Origin of the sequence: Pseudomonas sp. EA_35y_Pfl2_R5 (assembly GCF_963970805.1) — a bacterium.
GTDB lineage: Bacteria > Pseudomonadota > Gammaproteobacteria > Pseudomonadales > Pseudomonadaceae > Aquipseudomonas.
In genome coordinates, this window is the sequence record NZ_CAXAOW010000003.1 from 411,878 (window position 1) to 436,378 (window position 24,501).

Genomic DNA, 24,501 nt, shown 5'->3' on the forward strand with positions numbered 1-24,501 from the left:
GGAAGGCTGTCTATGCGGCTCAAGTGCATCAAACTGGCCGGTTTCAAGTCATTCGTCGACCCGACCACGGTGACCTTCCCCAGTAATATGGCGGCAGTGGTCGGGCCTAACGGCTGCGGCAAGTCGAACATTATCGACGCCGTGCGCTGGGTGATGGGCGAAAGTTCGGCGAAGAACCTGCGTGGCGAGTCGATGACCGACGTCATCTTTAATGGCTCCAATACCCGCAAACCGGTGACCCAGGCCTCCATCGAGCTGGTCTTCGACAACTCCGACGGCACCCTGACGGGCGAGTACGCCGGCTATAACGAAATCTCCATACGCCGCCGGGTCACCCGCGACAGCCAGAACACCTATTTCCTCAACGGCACCAAGTGCCGTCGCCGCGACATTACCGACATATTCCTCGGTACCGGTCTGGGCCCGCGCAGCTACTCGATTATCGAGCAGGGCATGATCAGCAAGCTGATCGAAGCTAAGCCGGAAGACTTGCGTAACTTTATCGAAGAAGCCGCCGGCATCTCCAAGTACAAGGAGCGTCGCCGCGAGACTGAAAACCGCATTCGCCGGACTCATGAAAACCTGGCGCGCCTGACTGACCTGCGTGAAGAGCTGGAGCGTCAGCTCGACCGCTTGCACCGCCAGGCCCAGTCGGCGGAGAAATATCAGGAATACAAGGCCGAGGAGCGTCAGCTCAAGGCCCAGCTCACGGCACTGCGCTGGCAAGCGCTAAATGAACAGGTGGGCAGCCGCGAGGCGGTGATCAGCAACCAGGAAGTCAGCTTCGAAGCCCTGGTCGCTGAGCAGCGCAATGCCGATGCGAGCATCGAGCGCCTGCGCGACGGCCACCATGAGCTGAGCGAGCGTTTCAATCTGGTGCAGGGCCGTTTCTACTCGGTGGGCGGTGATATCGCCCGCATCGAGCAGAGTATTCAGCACGGTCAACAGCGTCTGCGTCAGTTGCAGGATGACCTCAACGAAGCCGAACGCGCGCGCCTGGAAACCGAATCGCACCTGGGCCACGACCGCACATTGCTGGCGACCCTGGGCGAAGAGCTGGCCATGCTCGAGCCTGAGCAGGAGCTGACTGCAGCGGCGGCAGAAGAATCTGCGGCCGGGTTGGAAGAATCCGAAACAGCCATGCATGGCTGGCAGGAACAGTGGGATAGCTTCAACCAGCGCAGCGCCGAACCACGGCGTCAGGCCGAAGTGCAGCAATCACGCATTGCCCAGCTGGAGCAGAGCCTGGAGCGCCTGGCCGAGCGCCAGCGCCGCCTTACCGATGAGCAGCAACAACTGTCGGCCGACCCGGAAGATGCCGCGATTATCGAGCTGAGCGAGCAGATCGCCGCCGGCGAAATCAGCCTGGAAGATCTGCAGCAGGAAGAAGAACAGCAGGCAGAGCGTCTGCAGCAGCTGCGTAATGATCTGCAGCACAGCGGTCAGGCCCAGCAGCAGGCGCAAGGCGAATTGCAGCGGTTGAATGGTCGTCTGGCTTCGTTGGAAGCGCTGCAACAAGCGGCGCTGGACCCAGGCAAAGGTGCCGGTGAGTGGCTGCGCGAGCAGCAACTGAGTGAGCGGCCACGTCTGGCTGAAGGCCTGCGCGTTGAAGCCGGCTGGGAACTGGCGGTGGAAACCGTACTGGGCGCCGACCTGCAGGCCGTGCTGCTGGATGATTTCCAAGGTTTGGATTTTGCCGGCCTGACCCAGGGCGATTTACGCCTGGCTAGCCCGAGTAAGAACGGCGCGCGGGTTGCCGGCAGCCTGCTGGACAAGGTCGAAGCGAACGTCGATCTGGCGCCTTGGCTGGCCAAGGTCAGGCCAGTGCAAAGCCTGGATGAAGCACTGGCTGCACGCTTGAGCCTGGCCGAAGGCGAAAGCCTGATCAGCCGTGATGGTTACTGGGTTGGTCGGCACTTTTTGCGCGTGCGCCGCGCCAGTGAAGCGGAAAGCGGCGTGCTGGCCCGCGGTCAGGAGATCGAGCGGCTGACTCTGGAGCGTGATGAGCGCGAAGCCGCACTGGCCGTGCTCGATGAGCGCCTGCTGCACTTGCGTGAAAATCAGCGCGCCCAGGAAGAGCAACGCGAGCAACAACGCCGCCAGGCACAGGATCAGGCCCGTCGGCTCGGCGAGCTGAAGGCCCAGCTGTCTGCCGGGCAGGCCAAGGTCGAGCAGCTGATACTGCGCCGTACCCGCCTGGATAGCGAGCTGCTGGAGCTAGGCGAACAACGCGAAATCGAACATGAGCAACTGGGTGAATCGCGCTTGCAGCTGCAAGATGCCCTGGATGCCATGGCCAATGACAATGAGCAGCGCGAAAGCCTGTTAGCCCGCCGCGACAGCCTGCGTGAGCGTCTCGATCGGGTGCGTCAGGAAGCCCGTCAGCACAAGGATCACGCCCATCAACTGGCCGTGCGTCTGGGTTCGCTGAAAGCCCAGCATGACTCTACCCGTCAGGCCCTGGAGCGCCTGGAGTTGCAGGCCGAGCGTCTGCACGAGAAGCGCGAGCAACTCAACCTCAACCTGGAGGAGGGTGAAGCGCCGCTGGAAGAGCTGCGGATGAAGCTGGAAGAGCAGCTCGACAAGCGCATGGCGGTGGAAGACGAACTCAAGCTGGCGCGTCTGGCGCTGGAAGATGCCGACCGTGAACTGCGTGATGCGGAAAAACGCCGTACCCAGGCCGAACAGCAGGCGCAGTTATTACGGGGCCAGCTGGAACAGCAACGAATGGATTGGCAATCGCTGACCGTAAGGCGCAAAGCCCTGCAGGACCAATTGCTGGAAGACAATTACGACCTGCATGGTGTACTCGCCAGCCTGCCTGCAGAAGCCAGCGAGAAAGTCTGGGAAGACGAGCTGGAGCGTCTGGCTGCACGTATTCAGCGTCTGGGTCCGATCAACCTGGCGGCGATTGACGAATACCAGCAGCAATCCGAGCGTAAACGCTACCTGGATGCGCAGAACGCCGACTTGGTAGAGGCCCTGGATACTCTGGAAAATGTGATTCGCAAGATCGACAAGGAAACCCGTAACCGCTTCAAGGAAACCTTCGATCAAATCAACGGTGGCCTGCAGGCGTTATTCCCGAAAGTCTTCGGTGGTGGCAACGCTTATCTGGAGCTAACCGGCGAAGATTTGCTGGATACCGGTGTAACCATCATGGCGCGCCCGCCGGGCAAGAAGAACAGCACCATTCATTTGTTGTCCGGCGGGGAAAAGGCGCTAACGGCATTGGCCTTGGTATTTGCCATCTTCAAACTTAACCCCGCGCCGTTCTGCATGCTGGATGAAGTGGACGCGCCGCTGGATGACGCCAACGTCGGGCGTTATGCACGGCTGGTAAAAGAGATGTCGGAAACTGTGCAATTTATCTATATCACCCACAATAAAATCGCCATGGAAATGGCCGATCAGTTGATGGGTGTAACCATGCATGAGCCTGGCTGTTCGCGGTTGGTGGCCGTGGATGTAGAGGAAGCGCTGGCCTTGGTTGAATCATGATGGCCAGGGCGGTGTAAAGTTATCTTTCGTCGTGCTAGCTTAATGCGCATTGATATTAGACGTGGCGTTATAACTGAGGGAAAGGCCTGGCAGAACATGGGCTTGGCGTCGCGAAAAAGAATTAGCAAAATGGCCCGGGAAGGCCTTTTTCATCACATTTTTATTAGGGGTTAAGGTATTTCATGGAATTCGGTCTGCGCGAGTGGCTGATTGTCATCGGCATTATAGTAATTGCCGGCATCCTGTTTGATGGCTGGCGTCGGATGCGTGGTAGCAAAGGCAAACTCAAGTTCAAGCTTGATCGCAGTTTTGCCAATTTGCCGGACGACGACAGCGATCCCGATCTGCTTAGTCCGCCTCGGGTTATTGATCGCAGTAATGAGCCAGCTTTCGATGAAGAAGACCTGCCGTCGCTCAGCGCTCGTGAGTTGAATCGTCGCCGCAGCGGTGAACCTCAGCAGGGCGACCTTAACCTGGGCTTGGACGAGCCTGTGCCGACGTTGCTTAACCCGGTTGATGACGACGTGGTCAAACCCGCCGGTCAGACCAAAGAAAGCAACAAGGAATTGCCGCCGGTTGAAGAAGTGCTGGTAATCAACGTCATTGCTCGCGATGAAGAAGGCTTCAAAGGCCCAGCGCTGTTGCAGAACATTCTGGAAAGCGGCCTGCGTTTCGGTGAGATGGACATTTTCCATCGCCACGAAAGCATGGCCGGTAACGGTGAAGTGCTGTTCTCCATGGCCAATGCATTAAAACCTGGCACTTTTGATCTCGATGATATTGAGGGTTTCAGCACTCGCGCCGTGAGCTTCTTCCTTGGCTTGCCCGGTCCGCGTCATCCCAAGCAGGCGTTTGATGTGATGGTGGCAGCCGCACGCAAACTGGCTCATGAACTGGGTGGCGAGTTGAAGGATGACCAGCGCAGCGTGATGACTGCGCAAACTATCGAACATTATCGTCAGCGCATCGTCGAATATGAGCGCAAGCAACTGACCAATAAGCGCTGATTAATCGATGAAATACCAAGAGCAGCCAAGGCTGCTCTTTTCGTTTGAGAGAACACTGCAATGACCGACGCTTCGATTGCTGCCCAGCGCATTGTGCAACTGCGTGCCGAACTGGATGAGCATAACTACCGCTATTACGTTCTCGATGAACCGAGCGTTCCCGATGCCGAATACGACCGTCTGTTTCGTGAATTGCAGGCACTGGAAGCTGAACATCCGCAACTGGTGACAGCCGAGTCGCCGACCCAGCGCGTCGGCGCTGAGGCGCTGGCGGCGTTTGGCGAAGTACGCCATGAGATTCCAATGCTCAGCCTGGGTAATGCCTTCGAAGAAGAGGATCTACTTGCCTTCGACCGCAGTGTGCAGAGCGGCCTTGGCCTTTCGGGCGACCTGTTCGGCGGCGGAGCGGATGTTGAATACAGCTGCGAACCCAAGCTCGATGGTCTGGCCGTCAGCTTGCGTTACGAGAACGGCCAATTAGTGCGCGGCGCGACCCGTGGCGATGGCACTACCGGCGAGGATATCAGCCGCAATGTGCGCACCATCCGCAACGTGCCACTCAAGCTGCAAGGCGAAGGTTGGCCGCTGATGCTGGAAGTGCGCGGCGAAGTCTATATGCCCAAGGTGGGTTTTGAAGAGCTTAATGCCCGTCAAGCCGAGAGCGGTGGCAAGACCTTCGCCAACCCGCGCAATGCAGCAGCCGGAAGCCTGCGTCAGCTCGATCCGAAGATCACTGCTAGCCGGCCGCTGGAGTTCTGCTGCTATGGCGTCGGCCAAGTCAGCGGCGAGCTCGCGACCACTCAGGTTGGCATGCTCGAACAGCTCAAAGCCTGGGGTATTCCCATTAGCCGCGAACTGAAACTGGCCAAGGGCGTGCAGGCTTGTCTGGATTACTACCGAGATATTGGCGAACGGCGCATGGCCCTGGCCTATGACATCGATGGTGTGGTGTTCAAGGTCAATACCATCGAAGATCAGCAGCAACTCGGCTTCCGCGCGCGCACGCCGCACTGGGCGATTGCCCACAAGTTTCCGGCGCAGGAAGAACTGACCGAGCTGCTAGGTGTGGAGTTTCAGGTTGGTCGAACCGGTGCGGTCACTCCAGTAGCGCGGCTCAAACCGGTCAAGGTGGCAGGAGTGATGGTGGCCAATGCCACGCTGCACAATATGGATGAGGTGGCGCGCCTGGGTGTGATGATTGGCGATACGGTGATTATCCGCCGCGCCGGTGATGTAATCCCGCAGGTTATGTCAGTGGTGCCAGAGCGGCGTCCAGCGAATGCCCGGGCCGTGCAGATACCAGAAAACTGCCCAGTGTGCGGCTCCCACGTTGAGCGCACCCAGCTGGTCAAGCGCAGCAAGGGCAAGGAAACCTTTAGTGAGGGCTCGGTGTATCGCTGTGTCGGGCGCCTGGCCTGTGCTGCCCAGCTTAAACAGGCAATCATTCACTTCGTCTCGCGCCGGGCCATGGATATCGAAGGCCTGGGCGACAAGACCATTGAGCAGTTGGTCGATGAGCAGCTGATCGCCTCGCCGGCCGATCTGTACAAGCTGACCTATGAGCAGATCGTCAATCTGGAAGGCTTTGCCGAGGTTTCCAGTAACAAGCTGCTGCAAGCCATCGCCGACAGCAAGCAACCGACCCTGGCGCGGTTTATTTACGCCCTCGGTATACCCGATGTGGGCGAGGAAACGGCCAAAGTGCTGGCCCGTTCACTGGCATCTTTAGAGCGCGTACAGCAAGCCTTGCCGGAAGTGCTGACCTACCTGCCGGATATCGGTCTGGAGGTTGCCCATGAGATTCACAGCTTCTTTGCCGATAGCCATAACCAGCAGGTGATTGCGGCCTTGCTGGCCAGCGACCAGTGCGGCTTGCAGTTGCAGGAACAGAGTGAGCTAGGTGCCGAGCTCAGCGCCAGTGCCACGCTGGCAGGAATGCTCGACAAACTGAATATCCCCTCCGTAGGCCCTGGAGGCGCGCAGAAGCTGGCGGATAAGTTTCACAATCTTGAGGCTGTATTGGCAGCTGACTGGCTGGATATGCGCCAGACCCTACCCGAGAAGCAAGCCAAGGCGGTGCGCGAATTTTTCGACGTAAAGGCCAATGCTGAGCGTGCAAGGGCCATCGAGGCGCAGTTGCAGGCCTTTGGTATGCACTGGCACAGCGAGAAAAAACTTATCGAAGGCTTGCCGCTGGCGGGGCAGACCTGGGTGCTGACCGGCACGCTGGAGGTTATGAGCCGCGACGTAGCCAAGGAGAAACTGGAAAGCCTGGGCGCCAAGGTAGCCGGTTCGGTATCGGCGAAAACCAGTTGCTTGGTGGCAGGGCCTGGGGCGGGCTCGAAGCTGGCCAAGGCCAGTGACTTAGGGGTGCGTGTGATTGACGAGGCGCAGTTTTTGTCAGCCTTGGCAGGCTACGGCCTCTAGACGAGCGGGTTTTCTGTACTGCCCCCAAACAGGGTTTAGGGGCAGTCCGACAACTTAGTTACCGGTTACGTTCACGCAGGTTTCGCCGAAGAACGGGTAGAAGCCTTTGGTGTGGTAATCAGCGGTAGCGATGGTGCCGATGTTGCCATTAGCCTTGGCGGCAGCAATGGAAGCGTCGCCTTTGTTGATCAGACCAATGATGGTGGTGGCGCAAGCAGTACCAGTTTTGCTACCCGAAGCGGTAGTGGCGGTGATCGGACCTTTGACGTCGGTGATCAGGCCAACGCTGACTGGCGACAGGCCGGAAGCGCAACCGCTGAGCAGGGTAACCAGGCCGGCAGCCAGAGCAATTTTCTTCAACATAATCGTGATTCCTTTTCGCTTATCCATAAGAAGCTTTACCCATCCAGGCAAAGACCCAGGCACCCTAAAGCAGTCGCTAGGCAATAACAAGTTTGCCTGCTTTTTTTCAAACCGGTTTCAAATTTATGAAATCTTTCGGTGGAGTTTTCTGCGGCCGTTGTTATTGCGCTAAGCGCAACTGATACGGCAGTCATAAAAACAGAGATTGCGCGCATCCACTGAGGGAAGCGAGGGGAGGTTGCCTGGCGCTTTAAGCAACACCAGGCGTGGTGCGATCAGTCACCGCGATATTCGCAACCACTGGTGCAGGTTTCGTGGATACGAATACGCGACAGCTCAGGTAGCAACGGCTTGAGTTGCTGCCAAATCCATTTGGCCAGCACTTCACTGGTGGGGTTTTCCAGGCCAGGAATATCGTTCAGGTAGTTGTGATCAAGCTGCTCATAGAGCGGTTTAAAGATCGCCTTGATCTCGGAGAAGTCGCGTATCCAACCGGTGTACGGATCGACCTCGCCTTCGATATACACCGCCACCTTGAAGGAGTGGCCGTGCAGGCGTCCGCATTTGTGGCCTTCGGGGACGTGAGGCAGGCGGTGCGCCGCCTCGAACATAAACTCTTTGAACAATTCCACGGTCTTTCTCTCAGGTGGTACGCGGCTAACAGCGTGTTTAGCAAGGCGCGAATATTACCAGCTCAACGGCTGTTAACCGAGTAACACTGAGAAATTGGATACAGTTTTATGGCTGATTGCGCTCCAACCGGTAGATGCTCACGGCCTCGTAGACCGCCTTGCGCAAGCGATTGATGCCGCCAATCGGGCGATGCTCGGGCAGCGCATGCCAGGGGTTGAACGATAGGTTGTCGCAGAACAGGTTCTGCTCGCGGCTATCAAAATCCTGCGCCGGCACCTTGATGGTGGCGACGGTTTCGAAGGGCGAGATGGCTTCGCTCCATTCAACACTGGGGTCTTCGATGGGCATGTAGTACTCGGCGTTCTGCCGCTGTACTTGCAGGGCAAAGCAGGCCGGTACACGGTCCAGCGACAGCTGCTGATACAGCGCATTGCGTAGGAAGTTCGGCAGGTCCTGGTTCTGTTCAGGCAACTGGTACTCAGGGCAGGCTTCTGGTTGAGGAATGACCCGGTACTTGATGTTGTGCTCGCCCAGTTTGAATGGGGCGATGGAGTTGTAGGTGGTCGCCACCGGTGTTTCCGGGGCGGGGGACAAGGTCTTCAGGGCGATGATCAGGTGGCGGATTTCCCAGGTGCTGGGGTTCCAGCTGGGGAAGAAAGCCATGGCCTTTTTGCCATCGGCCTGGGCCGCAAAATTGCTTTTGTACTCGGCCACGTCACGCACGAAAAAGGCTGGGTGATTGAACATCACGAAATCCTGCTCGTTGGCGTGCTGCGGGCTTTGCGTAAGTTTTTCTCCGGGCACATCCAGCAACTTGATCGCCATGCCGCGTGCATCGCGGGCTCTGTCAAATTGCGGGTAGGCATTGCCATTGGATAGGCGCATCCAGGCTTGCCAGGTTTTCCCAGGCTCGCTGAGCACGCCGCGTTGCAGACTGCTATCGATATCAGCGCTGACGGTGACTTCAGCCCTCATACAACCATGGGCCTTGGCGTGGGCATCGCGCAGCACGCGGGTATTGTCACGGTGCTGCTCGACCACACGAATGGCATCTTCGATGATGCCTCGGGTGAGCGAGGCTTCCTCGGCCGGAACCTGCTCTTGCGTGGAGACCGGGCCGGAGAACTTCCAGGCGTAATAGGCCGCACCGATGGCCCAGCCGCCAATACCAATGGCCAATGCGAGCACCAGCAGTTTGCCCAGTACGCGGCCGAGCCAGAGCCAGAATCGTTTAAACATGGGGTCAATTCCTTTTAATTATTCTCAGTGTGCGGTCACAGGCCGCAGGCGCTTCAGTTCTGGCAAGACGGGCCAGGCGTCCACTCTTTAGCGGCAACAGGTTGCAGCTGCTGTTCCAGCGCGGGATTGCCCAGGACCTTGAGGTATTCGATTAGCGCCCAGCGCTCTTCCGGCTGCAGGGCGCGGCCGATTACACCGTCTTCACGGCAGCCCGCGCGGAATTCATGGCCGCGATTGCTGTTGCCGGTGACCTGGGTATCGAAGTGGAAGCCACCGGTGAATTTTTCGCTGTTGTAGCCAATCTGTTTGGGGTTGAACTCGAAATTGCCTACCCAGAATTGGGTTTGCCGCTCAGACACTGGCGAGAGTAGCTGGAACAGGGTTGGTACCGACCCGTTATGCAGGAACGGTGGGGTGGCCCAGATGCCATCCAGCGGACGCGCCTTGTAGCCGCGTTTTTCCTGCACGCCAATCGGCAGGCCGAAACCGTCCATGCGCCAGCGTTCACGCTCGGAAATGCCGGCATCCTGATAGGCGCGGTTTTCCACATAGGCGGTGACATAGGCCAGGGCCTTGGCGCTGGAGATGCTGCGCATATCGATATCGTCCAGCGTGGCGCCAAACAGGCGCACATCCAGCTTGCTCAGTTCAGCCTTGGTCCAGCCCAGTTTGCTGATATCGAAGCGGTGGTCGGCGATATTGTCCGCTGTGGTCGGGTCGGTGCCGACGATGGAGGTCGGTACCACGCGCATACGCCACTCGGGATCGCGAGCGGGGGCAAAACGCTCATCCGGTTTCTTCGGATCAGGCGCATGGCAGTAGGCACAATTCTCGGTAAATAACGCGCGGCCACGGCTGGCCAGGGGTAGGTCGACCTTGCCGAAGACTTCCTCTGGCCAGGTGGGCGGTTGCAGTTGCTTGAGGGTTTCTTCCAGGGTGAACAGGTCACGCAGGCGTACGCTGGAGGGGTAGCGCTCGGCCTCGGCCACTGGATGACCGTTGGTATCGAGCAGACGCAGGGTGGCGCCAACCCCCAGCGCTTCGCCAACGTTGCGGGCCATCGGCTGCATGGCTGAGCCGTTCCACTGCACCCAGTCGAATTTCCAGATATCCCAGACCTGCGGGTAGCTCACTGGTGCATTGGCGACGCGGTAATTGCTTGAGTCGATGGCATCACCGAACACGCTGTTGGCAATCCGGCCAAATGCGTCGGTACGGCCAAAGCCTTCTTCGGTTGGATAAAGGCCGCGGTGCCAGTCATTGAAAGCCGTGCCAAGTAGGCGGTCGAGTACCACCTTGAAGTCGCGGCGCAGCTGCGCCTTGTGGTTGTCGTACTCATCGCCCAGTACCTGCTTGGCGAAGCGGCGGAATTTCAGCGGGTTGTAATAGGTGAAGGCCATGCTCATGCCGAGCGCCTGGCCAAAGCTGCCGCCACGCACTGTAGGCACAGTGGAAGCCAGCGAATGCAGCGCGGCACCGCCATCGATGCGCACGGCCTGGCCTTTATAACGCAGCTCACCGGTGTGGCAGGCGGCGCAACTTATATCCAGGTAATGTTCGCCGCTTTCCACATCGTCATGGCGGGCAAAGCCGACTGGCAGGTTGCCGGGGTTTAGCTGTGTGGGCTGTTGAGCTGGATCGACGAGGAAGCCGAAACGCGCAAGGTAATCCGGGGTGGCGAACTTGCTACTGCTGAACGGCAACTCCAGAGCGCTGAACCATTCATAGCGCAGGCCTTTCACCTGAGTACCCTGTGGGGTGTAGTAGTAGGTCTGGCGTTCTTCTGCCGACCACTGATTGAGGTAGTGCAGCTTATCGGGCTGTTGATAGTTCGGCAGGTTGGGGTTGGCGATGAAATACAGGGCAATCAACAGCCCCACAACCAGCAACAAAACAAGCCCATACAGGGCCCGACGGAGGATGTGCATGGGTACTTCCTTGTGGTGTTTTTTATTTGTTGGTTTTATGCCAATTGCAACAGCGGATGGCAAGCAGCCATTACTGCAAAACACCGGAAATATGCTTCTGTTAGGCCCGCGGAAGGCTTTACAGTGCAATTTATGCCGTGTTGATCAACAGGAGTGAGTGCATGCACCCATTTGACGCGCCGCAGCCGCCGAAGCTGGCGTTACTGCTGGGCTACGCCGGGCTGGTGCCTTTTGTTACTGGTGCATTAGGTATCTGGGTAACCCCAGAGGGTTGGCGTGTGTTGGTGTTAGCCGCTTTGCTGGATTACGCCGCAGTGATCCTGGCCTTTATGGGGGCAATTCACTGGGGACTGGCCATGCGTGCCGAGGATGCGAGCGAGCCGGCGCAGATGCAGCTGGGCTTATCGGTGGTGCCGCCATTGTTGGGCTGGCTGGCAATCAGCAGTGGTATGCCGATCAGTCTGGCATTGCCTCTGTGCTTGTTGGCGTTTGGCGGTTTGTATGCGGCCGACTTGCGTGCGGTGAAACTGGGCCTGGCACCGCAGTGGTATCCCAGCCTGCGCAGGCCGTTGACCATTGTCGTTTGCCTGAGCCTACTACTGGCCTGGGCCAGCGTGCTGCTGCGCTGAACTGAGCCATCGCTCTACAGTCGCCAGGGCCTGTTCACGGCGCTGCGTCCAGCCGCCCTGAATACACTGCAGCGGCTGTTGGTGGAACCGCAGCCAGTGCTCGCAATGCTGGTAGAACGCCATGCGCTGGGCCAGTTCAGGTTGGCAACGCTGGCCATCGTCAATCCAGGGCACATCGGCAGGGTTGAGCAGCAGGTGCAGGTGGTAATCACGGTCGAGCAGGGCTTGTTCGATCCAGGCGGGGCAGTCGCCAAACAGTTCGCGGCTCCAGAGCATATTGCTCAGCAAATGGGTATCAAGTATCAGCAGCTCGGGGCGCGCCGCTCTGGCCTGGTCTTCCCAGGCCAGTTGGCCCTGGGCGATGGTGCTGATATCGGCGTAGCAGGTGTCACGCTGCTCGCGGTCGATAAAATACCGCACGTACTCGCCCACCAGCCGCCCGCCGAACGCCGCTTGGATGTGCCCGGCCAACCAGCTTTTGCCGCTGGACTCCGGCCCGGTGAGCACCAGTACTTTCATGCTTGGGCCTTCATGCATGGGTCAGGGCGCGATCGCTGCGCCAGGTCAGCCAGCCGTTGACCGCCAGCAGGGTAAACAGCCCATAGAGTGCCGCCGTCGGGTACAGACCCTGTTGTACAAACAGTGCGACAAACAGCAGGTCGAGGACGATCCACAGCGGCCAGCATTCAACCCGTTTTTGCGCCATCCAAACCTGAGCGACCAGACTGAACGCGCTCAGCGCCGCATCCTGCCAGGGTGCGGCAGCGTCGGTGAAAGTGGCCATCAGATAGCCGAGCACCAGTGCACCGACTGCACCTATTGCTAAGCTGATCAATATGCCTTGCAGGCTGAGCCTACTTACCTGTACCCCTTGATGACTGCTGCCGCCGCGCGTCCATTGCCACCAGCCATAGCCTTGCAGTGCGGCGTACACGCCTTGCAGCAGCATATTTGAGTACAGCTTGCCGTCATAGAAGATCCAGGCGTACATCAGCACCATGACCAAGCCCAACGGCCAGCACCAGCGGTTCTGCCGCACTGTTAGCCAGACGGCCCATACGCCAAGGGCTGAAGCGATGATTTCCAGAGGCGACATAAGGTACCGATGAGCAAGGATGAGAATGGTCGGCGATTGTAGCGATAAGAGTTGTGCGCCGTCTTGGCTGTCCGGCGCGTCATATCGGCTAGATGGCTAATTGCTATGGCTTTGCCGATATACTCTGCATCCCTTGAGGAGGCATGGCGTGTTCAAGTCCGTTTTAACTGCTATTGGTGCAGTCTGTGTGTTGGCTTTGGCCCACGTTGCCCAGGCTGTTGCAGAAAACTCGCACGCAACGGGCAAGGGACCCGCGACGGTGGTGTTTCTCAACCCCGGCTTCTCCAATGAGCCGTTCTGGGTCGGGTACAGCGACTTTATGCAAGCGGCCGCCGATGATTTGGGCATGCAACTGCAAGTGATCTATGGCGAGCGCAACCCGCCGCAGCTGTTGGAAAAAGCCCGCAGCGTGCTGGCCCGCGACCAGCAGCCGGACTACCTAGTATTCGTAAACGAAATGTATATCGCACCGGAGTTGCTCAGGCTGTTTGCCGATAGTTCGAGCAAGCTATTTTCCCTGCACAGCACCCTGACGCCCGAGCAACAGAAAATTATTGGTGCCTCGCGTGAGCAGTACCGCAACTGGATTGGTAGCCTGATCCCCAATGATGAGCAAGCCGGTTATTGGATGGCCAAGGCCCTGATCGCTAAGTTACAGGGCAAGCCCGGTAGTTTGTTGGCCTTTGCCGGAGTGCGTTACACGCCATCCTCTAGCCTACGTGAGGATGGCTTGCACCGTGCCCTGCGCGAACACCCGGAAATCAAACTGCAACAGATGCTGCAGGGTGAGTGGAAACGTCAGCGTGCCTATGAACAGGCGAAGCTGATGTTGCCACGTCATCCCGAAGTACGGCTGGTGTGGTCGGCTAATGATGAAATGGCTTTTGGGGTCATGCGAGCCGCGCAGGAACTGGGCAAACAGCCTGGTAAGGATATTTACCTGTCGGCGCTGAACAATTCGGATGAGGTGCTGCAGGCCTATATCGACGGCACGATTGATGTTCTGGTCGGCGGGCATTTCACCCTGGGCGGCTGGGCCATGGTGATGCTGCATGACTACCATGCAGGGCTGGATTTTGCCTCGCGTGGCGGCAAGGATCGAGTCGACCAGCTGTTCAGCCTGCTGGATGCCAAGCAGGCTGAGCACTTGCAGCAGCGTCTCAAAGTGCCAGGTTACGGCCTGGATTTTCGCCAGTTCAGCGCGGTGTACCACCCGCAGATCAAGGACTACGGTTTTTCCATCAAACCGTTGTTGCAGTAATTCAGACGCCTGCCAGGTGCAGCACCAGTTTGACGATGCTGAAGATCACCAGCACAAACACGGCGGTGAACAACACACCGATAATAATGAAGTGGCTGGGCTTGCCCCGTGAGAAGTCTCGGCTACGGTTCTTCGCGCTTTGCACACCGAGTGCTGCGCTCAGCACGCTTTGTAGCATCTCCCATAGCGTCAGCGGTTTGTTTTCCTCTTCGTTCATAAGCACCTCCTGCTTTGCTCTAAATGGCCTTGCCGCCTATTAGGTTTTGTTGATGCGTTCAGTGGAAGCAGGGTATTTCACTAGTTTGGCTACCGGGCGGCGCGGCCGTTGCAGCAACTCACCACCACAGTTTGGGCAAGTGGCATGAAGTCTGTTATCGGCGCATTCCCGACAGAACGTGCATTCGAATGAGCATATCAATGCATCGGTTGAGTCCGCCGACAGGTCACGGTCACAGCATTCACAGTTGGGGCGCAATTGCAGCATGACAGACTCCTCACAATGATTTACCCGCTGAGCATAAGCCCTAATGTGTGGGCGCAGCAAAACTCAGCCGGCAAATAGACTGAAGGGAGTCTCAGTGAATTGGTAACGCAGTTAAGAACGGAGAGAAGGGCTCTGGCAAGAGGGGCCAATCGGCAGCTCAGAGCCCTTGCAGTAGCAGCCGATTACTCCGGCATGCTCCATGGCTCCAGAGTGAAACCTTGCTGACTGAGCTGCTCGCGGGACTGTTTGAGCACGTCGGCAAATTGCACCGGATCGCTGTAGATGGTGCTGGACAGATGGGTGCGGCCGAGCAGGCGAGTGCTGGTACGGTCGATGACACTCAGGCTGAGGTTGCCAGTGCCATCTTGCGGGGCCCAGGCGACGCATTGGAAAGGTTGAAAGGCGCGGTCGGCAATCAGCAAAGCTTCGTTAAAACGCAGCGGTGCGTTCATGGGGTCGGTTTCTCCGAGGTGATCCCAAATACACAAGGGCAAACGGTGAATTCACGCTTGCCAGTCATAAGCGTTGATGAACGAAGCTGACCGTTAAGTCACATGTTGGCGAAGAAATACAAGAAATTGTCCGATAAATCACAGTTTTAATGGCGTAAACCGAGAACCAGCACGAGCAATGTAGGCTTTAGAGGCTTTCACGGCCCTTGCAGACAGCCAGCAACTGGCGCAGGTAAGCGGCGACATAACGCTGAAATCCCCGGTCGTTCCAGTAACCGAGATGGCTCAGCGGGGTATGCCGCTTGTACCAGGGCCCTACTGGCATGGCGCGGTCTTCGGCGACCACCGCTGCGTAACTGGGCAGCGGTCGTAGCGGGTAACCTAGTGGGTCGGCGGGCGCATAGAGGTTAAGCCAGCGCGCCTGAGCGGTTACCGCATCGGTCAGGCAGTGGCCGGGGAAGCGGATCGGCACAACGGTGTCATAAGCAAAGGTGAACAGCGGGATATTGCAACCGAAGGTGATCAGCCCGCTCAGTGTCTCCAGAGCCAGGAAGGGATCGAGCGGGCAGCTTTCGGCTTTGTTGATACGCTGCTGATCCCAGGCGAAGTTGGAGAAGATATGCCCGCCCAGCGAATGCGCCAGCACCACCAGTGGGGTATCGGCATCGACCTTGGCGCGCAGGGCGTTGAGGCCGCTGCGCAGGCACTGGTGGACTTCTTCATAGGTGGTGTCATAAGCCTCGCTGACTTTGCGGTATCCGCTGGCATCACCGAGAAACAGCGTGACAATGCGCCGTAACCAGCGCCAGCGCACCGGCTGGTTGCGCAGCTGGTCGAGAAATACCAGTTGCCGCTTGTCCAGCACGCTGGCCCAGTACAACGTCTGAAAGGCCACCTGATTGGCCTCAACACCAAGTCGCTGTCGTAATCCCGCGATCATGTTCTGCGCGAAGTCGTGCTGCCCTTCGTCGTTACGCAAATCAGGCTGCGTACCGATGCCGTGGATAATGGCGACTGCGAGTTTCATCCTGCCCATCCCTGGTCTTGTCTGCGTGGCGGTTTATTCGCGCGTGGATTATCAAAGCGCTTGCAGGCGTTCATTGAGGCGGCCGCTGTCGACCAGTTCGAGAAACTCGTCGCCAAGCCGTTGGCTCTCACTCATGGCTGTGCGCCAATAGCGCTCGCGGCCGGCATCATCGCCCAAGTAACGACTGAAGTCCTTGCGGTCAGGGAGTTTGCCATGGGGCAGCCGCGCCAGGTAGTCACGTGAGGGTGCCAGCAGCAACACATCCTGCAGACGCCCAGCGTCACCGCGACGCCAGGGCATGCCCTTGTCGAACCAGCCGGGGATGACCTTATCGGTGAAGTGCGGGTAGAGCACGATGTCTTCACCGCTGTATGGCAGGTCGAGGTGATAGTCGAGCAGGCCACCATCGCGGTAGGTGCCGGGGCCGGCACCGGGAATATCGCGCACTCCCTGCATGACCATCGGGATGGAGCCTGAGGCCAGCAGCGCATGGCGCAGATTGCCACTGTCTAGTTGCAGATAGCGCGAGGGAAAGTCGCTAAGCGCACCCAGCGGCGGTGCCAGGCGAGCATCGTGGAGAATCACCCGTTCGAAGTGTTTGGCCAGGCGCGGGCGGCCTAGCAGGTTGCTACCGATTACCGAAGAGAGGCCCAAACCGAGGGCACCGCGGTGATCGTGCTGGAGCAGGCCATGGCTTTTCACGACAACAATATTCAAGCGGTAATGCGGGTTGCTGAGGATGCTGGCGGCGTCGTTGCCCAGCAGTTGGTCGAGCATCAGGCTGCAGCTGTTCGACACCTGCGCCATGCTCACGCCCTTGGCAAAACGCTGCGAGGTATAGAGCTCACCAAGGCGGCGCAGGCCGGCTGCCGCATCCGGCAAACAGGCACTGGCGAAACGCCAGGAACCAATGGATGCACCAATCAGTGAGCGCTCGCGGGGCGCACGCTGCAACCAGTCGCCAAACAGCGCCAGATCCAGCCCCTGAATCCCCAGTGCCTTCGGACCGCCTGCGGCGCCGGGCAGGGTGCCGACATCGGCAGGCCGCAAGCCATGCTCGCGAATGCGCGCGAGGGCGCGTTTACCGGCCTTGATTGTCAGGGCAGGGGACTTGATTAATATCGCACTCATGCTGGCCTCCATCACGCAAGGCAGCGATTATAGGGCCCTGAATGGCCAGGCCAAGCGACTTCAGCATATGAATGATGGGGGCATGGGTCGGGATAAGTCAGTGTGTGAGCCATGCCTTGGGCACATTCAGCTTGAGTTAAGTCGTGTGCAGTAACTTGGACGCTGTCGAAAGCCAATTCCATAAGGAACTTGAACATGAAAATCCTGACTGTTGCATTGACCGCTGCCGCCCTGAGCCTGACTGCCGGTTTGGCTCAAGCTCGCGACCTGAGCCCTGATGAAACGCTGAAATTACGTGACGCCGACACCATCCAGGCCGTTGAAAAGCTCGACGCCGCCGCCCTGGCTCTGCACCCAGGTGGCAAGACTGAAGACACCGAGCTGGAAGAAGAGTACGGCCGCTATATCTACCAGGTCGAAGTTCGCGACGCCCAAGGCGTGCAGTGGGACGTTGAGCTGGACGCCACTAACGCACAAGTGCTGAAGAACCAACGAGACGATTGATGAACATCACTGTTGGGTTTGTTCGCGCACTCCTGGCCTGCTTGCTGCTGACGCTGACGTTCAGCAGCAGCGCGCGCGACCTGGATCAGGATGAAGCGCTACGCTTGCGTCGCGAGGGCTTGATCATGCCCCTTGAGCAACTACTGCACAAAGCCATGCAGCGCCATCCTGAATCAATGCTGCTGGAAGTTGAGCTGGAAGAAGAGAATGGCGTCTTGGTTTATGAGGTCGAATTGGTGACCGAGGAGGGCATCGTGCGTGAGTTGGAGCTGCATGCCAGCACCGGCGAAGTGCTCAAGGACGAGGTGGAAGACTGAATGCGCCTATTGCTGGTTGAAGACAACGTGCCGCTGGCTGAGGAGTTGTTAGCCGGCCTGACTCGCCAGGGTTATGCAGCGGACTGGTTGGCTGACGGCCGTGATGCCGCCTACCAAGGCGCAACCGAACCCTATGACCTGATCATTCTCGACCTCGGCTTGCCTGGCAAGCCGGGGCTTGAGGTGTTGCAGGAATGGCGGGCGGGCGGCCTTAGCACACCGGTATTGATCCTCACCGCGCGTGGCTCCTGGGCGGAGCGCATCGAAGGGCTTAAGGCCGGCGCAGATGACTACCTGAGTAAACCCTTTCACCCTGAAGAGTTGCAACTGCGCATTCAGTCCCTGCTGCGCCGTGCCCATGGCCTGGCCAATCAGCCGCAGCTGGAAGCCGCGGGTTTGCAGCTGGATGAGGGCCGGCAATCGGTGCAGCGTAATGGCCAGGAGGTACAGCTGACCGCCGCCGAGTTCCGCTTGTTGCGCTATTTCATGTTGCATGCTGGACAGTTGTTGTCGAAGAGCCACCTGGCCGAGCATTTGTATGACGGCGAGAGCGAACGCGACTCGAATGTCATTGAAGTTCATGTCAACCACCTGCGGCGCAAACTGGGCCGCGAAATCATTGAAACCCGTCGCGGCCAGGGTTATCGCTTTAGCGGGGATGCTGCTTGAGGTCGATTCAGCGACGCCTGAGCCTGGGCCTGATCAGCGTACTGCTGGTGATCGGCCTATTGCTGGCACAAAGCAGCCTCTGGCTGTTCGATCGCAGCCTGCGCAGCTATCTACAGACAACCCTGCAGGATGAAACGCAGACCCTATTGGGGGCGGTAGTGCGTGGTGCCAATGGCTTGCAGCTGGATGAGCGACGCCTTAGTGCAGCGTTCAAACGGCCTTATTCGGGGCTGTACTTCCGTATTGACCTAGGCGAACAAAGCTGGCGCTCGCGCTCCCTCTGGGACCGTGACCTGCAACCGATTGAAGCTGCTGGTTTGCAGGAGGCGCTGAGCGATGGTCCGCAAGGCCAGCAATGGCTGGTGTACCGCGCCGACTATCAGCGTTATGGCCGGCCCATTGTGATTCACGTGGCGCGCGACTACAGGCCCATGCTTAACAGTTTCAATCAGGTGCAAAAGATTGTCTTGGGCTTGGGAATTACCGCCCTGGCGCTGATTCTGTTATTGCAGCGGCTAATCGTCAGCCGCGCATTACGCCCGCTGGAGAAAACCCGCCGACAGCTGCTGCAGCTGCAGCAAGGCCAACGCAGCCAGTTGGACCAGCAAGTACCGCAGGAACTTGAACCGCTAGTGGCGCAAATCAATCACCTGCTTGCGCATACCGAAGACACCCTCAAGCGCTCACGCAATGCGTTGGGCAACCTTGGCCATGCGTTGAAAACGCCACTGGCAGTGCTGGTCAGTCTTGCCAGTCGCGAAGAGCTCAAGCAATTGCCGCAGCTGCGTGAAAGCCTGAATGGGCAGCTGCAGCAGATCGAACAGCGTATCGCCCGTGAGCTGGGCCGCGCCAGGTTGGCTGGCGAGGCCTTGCCAGGGGCACATTTTGACTGCGCTAGCGAGTTACCGGAGCTGTTCTCAACCTTGGCGATGATCTATGGCAACCACCTGCAACTGGACTGGTTGGCCGAGCCTGGTTTGCGTTTGCCGTGGGACCGTGAAGACCTGCTGGAATTGCTCGGCAACCTGTTGGATAACGCCTGCAAGTGGGCTGACAGCCAGGTGCAGCTGCAGATCAGTAGAGTGAGCGAGGGTTATCAACTGTTGATTGAAGACGATGGCCCGGGTATCGATGCCGCGCTACGCGACGACGTACTCAGCCGTGGCAGCCGCCTGGATGAGCAGGTGGCCGGTCATGGCCTGGGCCTGGGCATCGTGCGCGATATCGTCGATGCCTGGGCCGGGAGTTTGCAGTTGGCAGACAGCCCCCTGGGCGGGTTACGCGTCACGGTCAGCTTGCCGGTGAAGCGCACCTGAGTCGTTCAGCGCACCTCACATGCCGTTGGCAAATGCCGGATTGCTTATATCGATGCCGGCGCGTACCGGCGCCAAGGCGTGTGCGTACTTGGCCAAAATATCCAGCGTGTAATCGATGCGTGAATGCAGGCGCTGATCGTCTTCACTGCTTGGCTCGGGCGTGTTCAGCACCTTCTCGACGCTGCGCACAATCAGGTGCTCAGGCAAGTAGCAAAGGCGGCAGTTCTTGTAGCTGGAGGCGCGCAATTCGCTGATCGGGTAAGCCCCGCCCACTCCCGAGGAGACCCCCACCAGCAGCCCTGGTTTGTGCGCCAGCTCGGCCTTACTGGCGTAAATAAAGAAGTTTTTGATCGCTGGGCAAGCCATGCCATTCCACTCCGGCGCGACGATTACCACGGCATCAGCGGCCGCCAGTTGCTTGCTATACAGCCCCCAGGGGCCGGTGTCGTCGGCGGGCCAAAGTGGCAGCGGAGCAAGGCCCAGGTCAATCACATTGCTTTGCGCATCATTGCTGTGGCCCAACTGAATCAGACGCTGGCGCAAGACGCGGGCGACCTTGCCCGATTGGCTGTTACTACGGCTGGAACCAGCCACCAGAGCGATATTGAGCATCGGGTACCTTCAATTTATGGGTCATAAATGAAAAACGCAGGCTAACGGTCGTTAGCCTGCGTCACAAGGAAACAGCCGCCAGGGTGATGGTCCGATAGAGCCACGCCTGACGATTAAACGCGGAACTGGTCCATTAAACTCTGCTGGTGATTGGCCAGCTTGTTCAAACCTTGGCTGATTTTTGCCGACTCATCGGCCTGTACAGAAATCGACTCGGTGACATCTCGGATCGAGGCCACGTTGCGGTTGATCTCTTCGGCCACCGAGCTCTGTTCTTCGGCGGCACTGGCGATCTGCAGGTTCATATCGGTAATCACGCTGACCGCCTGACTGATCCGTTGCAGTACGGCGACAGCCTGTTCTACCTGCTCGACACTGCCCTGGGCCTGACGATGGCTGCTGTGCATGGTGCTGACCACTTCCTTGGTGCCGCTTTGCAGGCCTTCGATCACCTGGCGAATTTCCTCTACCGAATCCTGAGTGCGTTTGGCCAGGTTGCGCACTTCATCGGCCACCACAGCAAAACCACGACCGGCTTCACCGGCGCGGGCGGCTTCGATAGCGGCGTTGAGGGCGAGTAGATTGGTCTGTTCGGCGATCGAACGGATCACTTCGAGTACCGAGCCGATCTTCTCACTGCTATTGGCCAGGCCTTCGACTTCCTGCATGGCCACATTCATTTCATTGGCCAGCAGTTCGATAGTTGAGGTGGTCTTGCCGATTACGCTCATGCCTTCGCTGCTGGCTTGGTCGGCGGTGCGTGCCGCCTCTGCGGCCTGGGCAGCGTTGTGTGCAACATCTTGCGCGGTGGCGCTCATTTCCTGGAATGCGGTGGCGACCTGATCGACTTCGCGGTATTGCTGCTGCATGCCGTTGCTGGTTTGGCTGGCGATCAGTGCGGACTGATCAGCCGTTCTCCGGGCGTCCTGCACGCTGCGCTTAACGTCAGCGATGATCGGCTGCAGCTTATCGAGGAAGCGATTGAACCAACTGGCCAGTTCGCCCAGTTCATCCTGTTTGGCATATTCCAGGCGACGGGTGAGGTCGCCTTCGCCGCTGGCGATATTTTTCAGCATCGCCGCTACACCGAGAATTGGCCGAGTGACACCCAGCGCGGTTAGCCAGATCAGCAGAATACCCACCACGCCGGCAGCTAGCCCCAGGCCTAAAGACACGGCGGTGCTGCGTGTGCCCATTTCATCCATTTGCGTCTCAAGGCGAGCCGCCGGTGCCAGCAGAACCTTTTCCGGCACCTCCATTAACACGCCCCAGGGTTGTGACTCGGGGATAGGCAGCAGCGGTTGCAGTACTTGCAACGCCCCTTCATGGTGCAAGGTTTCCGGACGATTAGTTGCGACCAAACTGAGTATTTCGCGGTGTTGGTCGGTGAAGGCTTTTTCCAGTTTCCCGCCTAGCAGGCTGCTGTCACGGCTATGGCCTGCGAGCAAGCCCGCCGGGCTGATGATGCTGACATGTCCAGCACCGTCGAACAGGCCTTGATGCGCGCTGGTACTCAGCTCCTGCAGGCTGGCCAGGCTGATGTCCACACCGAGTACGCCGATCACTTTGCCGCCTTTTTCCAGCGGGAAGGCGATGCTGGTCATCAGGGTTTTTACCCCGTCAGCCTCATCGATATAGGGATCAAGCAGACACACCTTCTTTTGCTGCAATGGGCAGCTGTACCAAGCGTTATAGGGCGCGCCGCTGATACCTGGTGTGGTGTCGTTGAGGTTTTCTTCGGTCATGACCTCGGAGCTGAGTTCGCCGTTATCGCCCTGTGACCAGTAGATCGAAAAGCGACCTTTGTCATTGCTGCCGAGATTTTCCTGATCGGCAAACAGCTCATCCTTGCCGTCCAGCGCGTTGGGCTCGAACGCGACATAAATACCCAGCAAACTGCGGTTGGCTTCCAATGCACTGCGTACCTGACGAGTCAGGTCTTCACGTAGATCGAAGGCATCGAGAAAGCGTTTTTCGGCCTGCTCACGAATAAACAATACCTGCGTGGCCGCACCGCGCCCGTACTGATAGGCGTCCATAAAATAGCGCTGGATTTGCAGCGCCTGAGATTCGCCGCGCGCCGACATACGCAACTGTGCGGACTCCTGCAGCATGGTCGAGCTGGACTGCTTGACCAGGCTGGCGCTGCGCGAGGCCTGAATGACCGAGGCCGAAACCAGCACGGCAACAATAGCCAGCAAGCACAGGCCGGCCAGTAGGGTGATTTTCAACTGGATGGAAAGTCGGCTGAACAGCATTTTCAGGACCTTTTTATGACAGAGGCTTAGAGCGCCTATCGGCGCTTAGAAGCTTTTCTTTAAGTTTCAGGTTAAGTAAAGCAGAGCAAATCGCAGGCCAGTAGCGGCTATAAAGGTGCAGGGTAATCGAAATTAGCAACGCCTTGTACAGAATAATTTACGGGTGTTTTGACAGGTCGGTCAGCATTGTGCAGAGTACGCGCCCTTCGCCGAACCGGCGCAGCATCCAGAGAAGGTTAAGACCTTCGCGGACCTCTTTAAATTGCGGGAGTAACTTGATGAACGCAGTCGTTGCGGCAGTGGGGATCATGCTGATTCTCAGCTTGTGCCGTGTGCATGTGGTGGTGGCTTTGATCGTCGGTGCATTGGCCGGTGGTCTGCTCGGGGGGCTGGGGATTGAAGGCTCGCTGGCGGCGTTCAATAAAGGCCTGGGCGGCGGCGCGACAGTGGCGTTGTCCTATGCCTTGCTTGGTGCCTTTGCCGTGGCAATTGCCAAATCCGGCTTGGCTCACGCTCTGGCAGACAAGGCTCTGGCCATGGTCGGCAAGCAGGACGCCAAAGGCGCAGGGCTGCTCAAGTGGTTGCTGATTGTGCTGTTGCTGGCAGTGGCTATTTCCTCGCAGAACATCCTGCCGATTCATATCGCTTTTATCCCGCTGCTGGTGCCGCCGCTGCTTTATGTACTGAGCAAGCTGCAGCTCGACCGTCGCCTGATTGCTTGTGTGCTGACCTTCGGCCTGATTACGCCTTATATGTTTCTGCCGGTGGGTTTTGGCGGGATTTTCCTCAATGACATTTTGCTGGCCAATGTCGCCAGTGGCGGCGTCGATACCCAAGGTTTGGAAGTGACCAAGGCTATGGCGATTCCCGCATTGGGCATGCTGTGCGGCTTGCTGGTAGCGGTGCTGTTCAGCTACCGCAAAAAACGTGTGTATGACCTGAGCAAGATCGAGCAGGCCGAGCGCGTTGATGTTGCCTACAACCCACTGAGCCTTCTGGTGGCGGGCGTGGCGATTGTCGCGGCGTTTGTCGTGCAGCTGTGGCTGGACTCGATGATCATCGGCGCCCTGGTGGGTTTCATCATTTTCTCGGTGTCCGGCGTGGTGCGCTGGAAAGAGGCCGATGGCCTGTTTACCGAAGGCATGAAAATGATGGCGATGATCGGCTTTATCATGATCGCCGCCGCCGGTTTTGCCGAAGTGATGAAAGCCACTGGCGAGGTGAAAAGCCTGGTCGACAGCTCCGCCGAGCTGATCGGTCATGACAAGGCGTTGGGCGCACTGCTTATGCTATTGGTGGGACTGCTGGTGACCATGGGCATTGGCTCATCGTTCTCCACCGTGCCGATCATCGCCGCAATCTTTGTACCGCTGGGCCTGCAGTTGGGCTTCAGCCCGTTGGCCATCTTGTGCATCGTCGGCACTGCCGGCGCGCTGGGGGATGCCGGCTCGCCAGCCTCCGATTCGACCCTCGGTCCAACCGCCGGGCTTAACGTCGATGGCCAGCACAACCATATCTGGGACAGCGTGGTACCGACCTTCCTGCACTACAACCTGCCCCTGCTGGTATTCGGTTGGGCAGCAGCTATGGTGATCTAATCGGGTTCGGGGTCGTCTGAAGCGCTACAGCTGTAGGTGACTCAACCTT

Annotated in this window: 23 protein-coding genes and 1 pseudogene; 10 read left to right on the forward strand and 14 right to left on the reverse strand. The window is 58.5% G+C overall.

Going from position 1 to position 24,501, the window contains the following annotated elements; all coding sequences use genetic code 11:
• Positions 1-12 precede the first annotated feature (12 nt).
• The 3 genes from smc (at position 13) to ligA (ending at position 6,935) form a co-directional block, all read left to right on the forward strand.
• Positions 13-3,501 carry a chromosome segregation protein SMC gene (gene smc / locus AACX99_RS09100; protein ID WP_339411159.1) on the forward strand — a complete coding sequence of 1,163 codons (3,489 nt, stop codon included), beginning with the start codon at positions 13-15 and terminating at the stop codon, positions 3,499-3,501.
• Positions 3,502-3,683: 182 nt separating this feature from the next.
• The gene (gene zipA / locus AACX99_RS09105; RefSeq protein ID WP_339411161.1) at positions 3,684-4,508 is read left to right on the forward strand and encodes a cell division protein ZipA; all 825 of its coding nucleotides are present in this window, start codon (positions 3,684-3,686) and stop codon (positions 4,506-4,508) included.
• A gap of 60 nt (positions 4,509-4,568) precedes the next feature.
• Positions 4,569-6,935, forward strand: a complete 2,367-nt coding sequence (gene ligA / locus AACX99_RS09110) for an NAD-dependent DNA ligase LigA (RefSeq protein ID WP_339411162.1) — start codon at positions 4,569-4,571, stop codon at positions 6,933-6,935.
• Positions 6,936-6,989: 54 nt separating this feature from the next.
• Here ligA and AACX99_RS09115 read toward each other — a convergent pair whose 3' ends face one another.
• The 4 genes from AACX99_RS09115 to AACX99_RS09130 form a co-directional block, all read right to left on the reverse strand.
• On the reverse strand, positions 6,990-7,298 hold the full coding sequence (locus AACX99_RS09115) for a TRL-like family protein (RefSeq protein ID WP_339411164.1): 309 nt from the start codon (positions 7,296-7,298) through the stop codon (positions 6,990-6,992).
• Positions 7,299-7,573: 275 nt separating this feature from the next.
• Positions 7,574-7,930 carry a 6-carboxytetrahydropterin synthase QueD gene (gene queD / locus AACX99_RS09120; protein WP_090241991.1) on the reverse strand — a complete coding sequence of 119 codons (357 nt, stop codon included), beginning with the start codon at positions 7,928-7,930 and terminating at the stop codon, positions 7,574-7,576.
• A gap of 106 nt (positions 7,931-8,036) precedes the next feature.
• A complete protein-coding gene (locus tag AACX99_RS09125) occupies positions 8,037-9,170 on the reverse strand; it encodes a catalase family protein (protein ID WP_339411166.1) in 1,134 nt (377 codons plus the stop codon).
• A 53-nt stretch (positions 9,171-9,223) separates the two neighbouring features.
• The gene (locus AACX99_RS09130; protein ID WP_339411167.1) at positions 9,224-11,098 is read right to left on the reverse strand and encodes a di-heme-cytochrome C peroxidase; all 1,875 of its coding nucleotides are present in this window, start codon (positions 11,096-11,098) and stop codon (positions 9,224-9,226) included.
• Between the two features lie 161 nt (positions 11,099-11,259).
• Here AACX99_RS09130 and AACX99_RS09135 point away from each other — a divergent pair, with 161 nt between their 5' ends.
• The gene (locus AACX99_RS09135; RefSeq protein ID WP_339411168.1) at positions 11,260-11,727 is read left to right on the forward strand and encodes a DUF3429 domain-containing protein; all 468 of its coding nucleotides are present in this window, start codon (positions 11,260-11,262) and stop codon (positions 11,725-11,727) included.
• Here AACX99_RS09135 and AACX99_RS09140 read toward each other — a convergent pair.
• A complete protein-coding gene (locus tag AACX99_RS09140; RefSeq protein WP_339411170.1) occupies positions 11,695-12,246 on the reverse strand; it encodes an AAA family ATPase in 552 nt (183 codons plus the stop codon). The two genes, AACX99_RS09135 and AACX99_RS09140, sit on opposite strands and share 33 nt — an antisense overlap.
• Positions 12,247-12,256: 10 nt before the next feature.
• The gene (pnuC, locus tag AACX99_RS09145; protein ID WP_339411172.1) at positions 12,257-12,823 is read right to left on the reverse strand and encodes a nicotinamide riboside transporter PnuC; all 567 of its coding nucleotides are present in this window, start codon (positions 12,821-12,823) and stop codon (positions 12,257-12,259) included.
• A 148-nt stretch (positions 12,824-12,971) separates the two neighbouring features.
• Between pnuC and AACX99_RS09150 the strand changes: the two genes are divergently transcribed.
• The gene (locus tag AACX99_RS09150) at positions 12,972-14,084 is read left to right on the forward strand and encodes an ABC transporter substrate-binding protein (protein ID WP_339411174.1); all 1,113 of its coding nucleotides are present in this window, start codon (positions 12,972-12,974) and stop codon (positions 14,082-14,084) included.
• 1 nt (position 14,085) lies between these two features.
• Here AACX99_RS09150 and AACX99_RS09155 read toward each other — a convergent pair whose 3' ends face one another.
• From AACX99_RS09155 to AACX99_RS09175, 5 genes are all read right to left on the reverse strand, one after another.
• Positions 14,086-14,301 carry a DUF2970 domain-containing protein gene (locus tag AACX99_RS09155; protein ID WP_339411175.1) on the reverse strand — a complete coding sequence of 72 codons (216 nt, stop codon included), beginning with the start codon at positions 14,299-14,301 and terminating at the stop codon, positions 14,086-14,088.
• A 39-nt stretch (positions 14,302-14,340) separates the two neighbouring features.
• The gene (locus tag AACX99_RS09160) at positions 14,341-14,568 is read right to left on the reverse strand and encodes a DUF1272 domain-containing protein (protein ID WP_339411177.1); all 228 of its coding nucleotides are present in this window, start codon (positions 14,566-14,568) and stop codon (positions 14,341-14,343) included.
• Positions 14,569-14,750: 182 nt separating this feature from the next.
• Positions 14,751-15,020: a hypothetical protein gene (locus tag AACX99_RS09165; protein WP_339411179.1), complete on the reverse strand. Its 270-nt coding sequence runs from the start codon at positions 15,018-15,020 to the stop codon at positions 14,751-14,753.
• Positions 15,021-15,207: 187 nt separating this feature from the next.
• Positions 15,208-16,047, reverse strand: coding sequence for a hypothetical protein (locus tag AACX99_RS09170; RefSeq protein WP_339411181.1), 840 nt, complete (start codon positions 16,045-16,047; stop codon positions 15,208-15,210).
• Positions 16,048-16,098: 51 nt separating this feature from the next.
• Entirely contained in the window at positions 16,099-17,178 is a 1,080-nt protein-coding gene (locus tag AACX99_RS09175) for a patatin-like phospholipase family protein (protein ID WP_339411182.1), read from the reverse strand.
• Between the two features lie 195 nt (positions 17,179-17,373).
• Between AACX99_RS09175 and AACX99_RS09180 the strand changes: the two genes are divergently transcribed.
• The 4 genes from AACX99_RS09180 to AACX99_RS09195 are packed head-to-tail and all read left to right on the forward strand — an operon-like array spanning position 17,374 to position 19,984.
• Positions 17,374-17,682, forward strand: coding sequence for a PepSY domain-containing protein (locus AACX99_RS09180; protein ID WP_339411183.1), 309 nt, complete (start codon positions 17,374-17,376; stop codon positions 17,680-17,682).
• The gene (locus tag AACX99_RS09185) at positions 17,682-17,999 is read left to right on the forward strand and encodes a PepSY domain-containing protein (protein WP_339411185.1); all 318 of its coding nucleotides are present in this window, start codon (positions 17,682-17,684) and stop codon (positions 17,997-17,999) included. The genes AACX99_RS09180 and AACX99_RS09185 overlap by 1 nt, the downstream gene beginning before the upstream one ends.
• Complete coding sequence (locus AACX99_RS09190) at positions 18,000-18,668, forward strand: response regulator transcription factor (RefSeq protein ID WP_339411187.1); 669 nt, start codon at positions 18,000-18,002, stop codon at positions 18,666-18,668.
• Positions 18,665-19,984, forward strand: a complete 1,320-nt coding sequence (locus AACX99_RS09195) for a sensor histidine kinase (protein WP_339411189.1) — start codon at positions 18,665-18,667, stop codon at positions 19,982-19,984. The genes AACX99_RS09190 and AACX99_RS09195 overlap by 4 nt, the downstream gene beginning before the upstream one ends.
• A gap of 15 nt (positions 19,985-19,999) precedes the next feature.
• Here AACX99_RS09195 and AACX99_RS09200 read toward each other — a convergent pair whose 3' ends face one another.
• The 3 genes and pseudogenes from AACX99_RS09200 to AACX99_RS22210 all read right to left on the reverse strand — a co-directional run.
• Complete coding sequence (locus AACX99_RS09200; protein WP_339411191.1) at positions 20,000-20,596, reverse strand: NADPH-dependent FMN reductase; 597 nt, start codon at positions 20,594-20,596, stop codon at positions 20,000-20,002.
• Between the two features lie 113 nt (positions 20,597-20,709).
• Entirely contained in the window at positions 20,710-21,465 is a 756-nt protein-coding gene (locus tag AACX99_RS22205; RefSeq protein WP_445261855.1) for a methyl-accepting chemotaxis protein, read from the reverse strand.
• A gap of 102 nt (positions 21,466-21,567) precedes the next feature.
• Positions 21,568-22,854: pseudogene (locus AACX99_RS22210) on the reverse strand (PDC sensor domain-containing protein); the annotation flags it as partial.
• Positions 22,855-23,132: 278 nt separating this feature from the next.
• On the opposite strand from AACX99_RS22210, the gene AACX99_RS09210 reads away from it, so the two are divergent.
• Complete coding sequence (locus tag AACX99_RS09210; RefSeq protein ID WP_339411195.1) at positions 23,133-24,452, forward strand: Na+/H+ antiporter family protein; 1,320 nt, start codon at positions 23,133-23,135, stop codon at positions 24,450-24,452.
• Positions 24,453-24,501: the final 49 nt, after the last annotated feature.

Excerpts from the sequence above, each read along its gene's own strand:
- AACX99_RS09125 (WP_339411166.1), bottom strand. The coding sequence starts at position 9,170 with ATGTTTAAACGATTCTGGCTCTGGCTCGGCCGCGTACTGGGCAAACTG.
- AACX99_RS22205 (WP_445261855.1), bottom strand. The coding sequence starts at position 21,465 with ATGCAGCAGCAATACCGCGAAGTCGATCAGGTCGCCACCGCATTCCAG.
- AACX99_RS09160 (WP_339411177.1), bottom strand. The coding sequence starts at position 14,568 with ATGCTGCAATTGCGCCCCAACTGTGAATGCTGTGACCGTGACCTGTCG.
- AACX99_RS09155 (WP_339411175.1), bottom strand. The coding sequence starts at position 14,301 with ATGAACGAAGAGGAAAACAAACCGCTGACGCTATGGGAGATGCTACAA.
- AACX99_RS09135 (WP_339411168.1), top strand. The coding sequence starts at position 11,260 with ATGCACCCATTTGACGCGCCGCAGCCGCCGAAGCTGGCGTTACTGCTG.
- AACX99_RS09175 (WP_339411182.1), bottom strand. The coding sequence starts at position 17,178 with ATGAGTGCGATATTAATCAAGTCCCCTGCCCTGACAATCAAGGCCGGT.
- AACX99_RS09190 (WP_339411187.1), top strand. The coding sequence starts at position 18,000 with ATGCGCCTATTGCTGGTTGAAGACAACGTGCCGCTGGCTGAGGAGTTG.
- AACX99_RS09130 (WP_339411167.1), bottom strand. The coding sequence starts at position 11,098 with ATGCACATCCTCCGTCGGGCCCTGTATGGGCTTGTTTTGTTGCTGGTT.
- AACX99_RS09170 (WP_339411181.1), bottom strand. The coding sequence starts at position 16,047 with ATGAAACTCGCAGTCGCCATTATCCACGGCATCGGTACGCAGCCTGAT.
- ligA (WP_339411162.1), top strand. The coding sequence starts at position 4,569 with ATGACCGACGCTTCGATTGCTGCCCAGCGCATTGTGCAACTGCGTGCC.
- smc (WP_339411159.1), top strand. The coding sequence starts at position 13 with ATGCGGCTCAAGTGCATCAAACTGGCCGGTTTCAAGTCATTCGTCGAC.
- AACX99_RS09210 (WP_339411195.1), top strand. The coding sequence starts at position 23,133 with ATGAACGCAGTCGTTGCGGCAGTGGGGATCATGCTGATTCTCAGCTTG.
- AACX99_RS09165 (WP_339411179.1), bottom strand. The coding sequence starts at position 15,020 with ATGAACGCACCGCTGCGTTTTAACGAAGCTTTGCTGATTGCCGACCGC.
- zipA (WP_339411161.1), top strand. The coding sequence starts at position 3,684 with ATGGAATTCGGTCTGCGCGAGTGGCTGATTGTCATCGGCATTATAGTA.
- AACX99_RS09185 (WP_339411185.1), top strand. The coding sequence starts at position 17,682 with ATGAACATCACTGTTGGGTTTGTTCGCGCACTCCTGGCCTGCTTGCTG.
- AACX99_RS09140 (WP_339411170.1), bottom strand. The coding sequence starts at position 12,246 with ATGAAAGTACTGGTGCTCACCGGGCCGGAGTCCAGCGGCAAAAGCTGG.
- AACX99_RS09180 (WP_339411183.1), top strand. The coding sequence starts at position 17,374 with ATGAAAATCCTGACTGTTGCATTGACCGCTGCCGCCCTGAGCCTGACT.
- pnuC (WP_339411172.1), bottom strand. The coding sequence starts at position 12,823 with ATGTCGCCTCTGGAAATCATCGCTTCAGCCCTTGGCGTATGGGCCGTC.
- AACX99_RS09200 (WP_339411191.1), bottom strand. The coding sequence starts at position 20,596 with ATGCTCAATATCGCTCTGGTGGCTGGTTCCAGCCGTAGTAACAGCCAA.
- AACX99_RS09115 (WP_339411164.1), bottom strand. The coding sequence starts at position 7,298 with ATGTTGAAGAAAATTGCTCTGGCTGCCGGCCTGGTTACCCTGCTCAGC.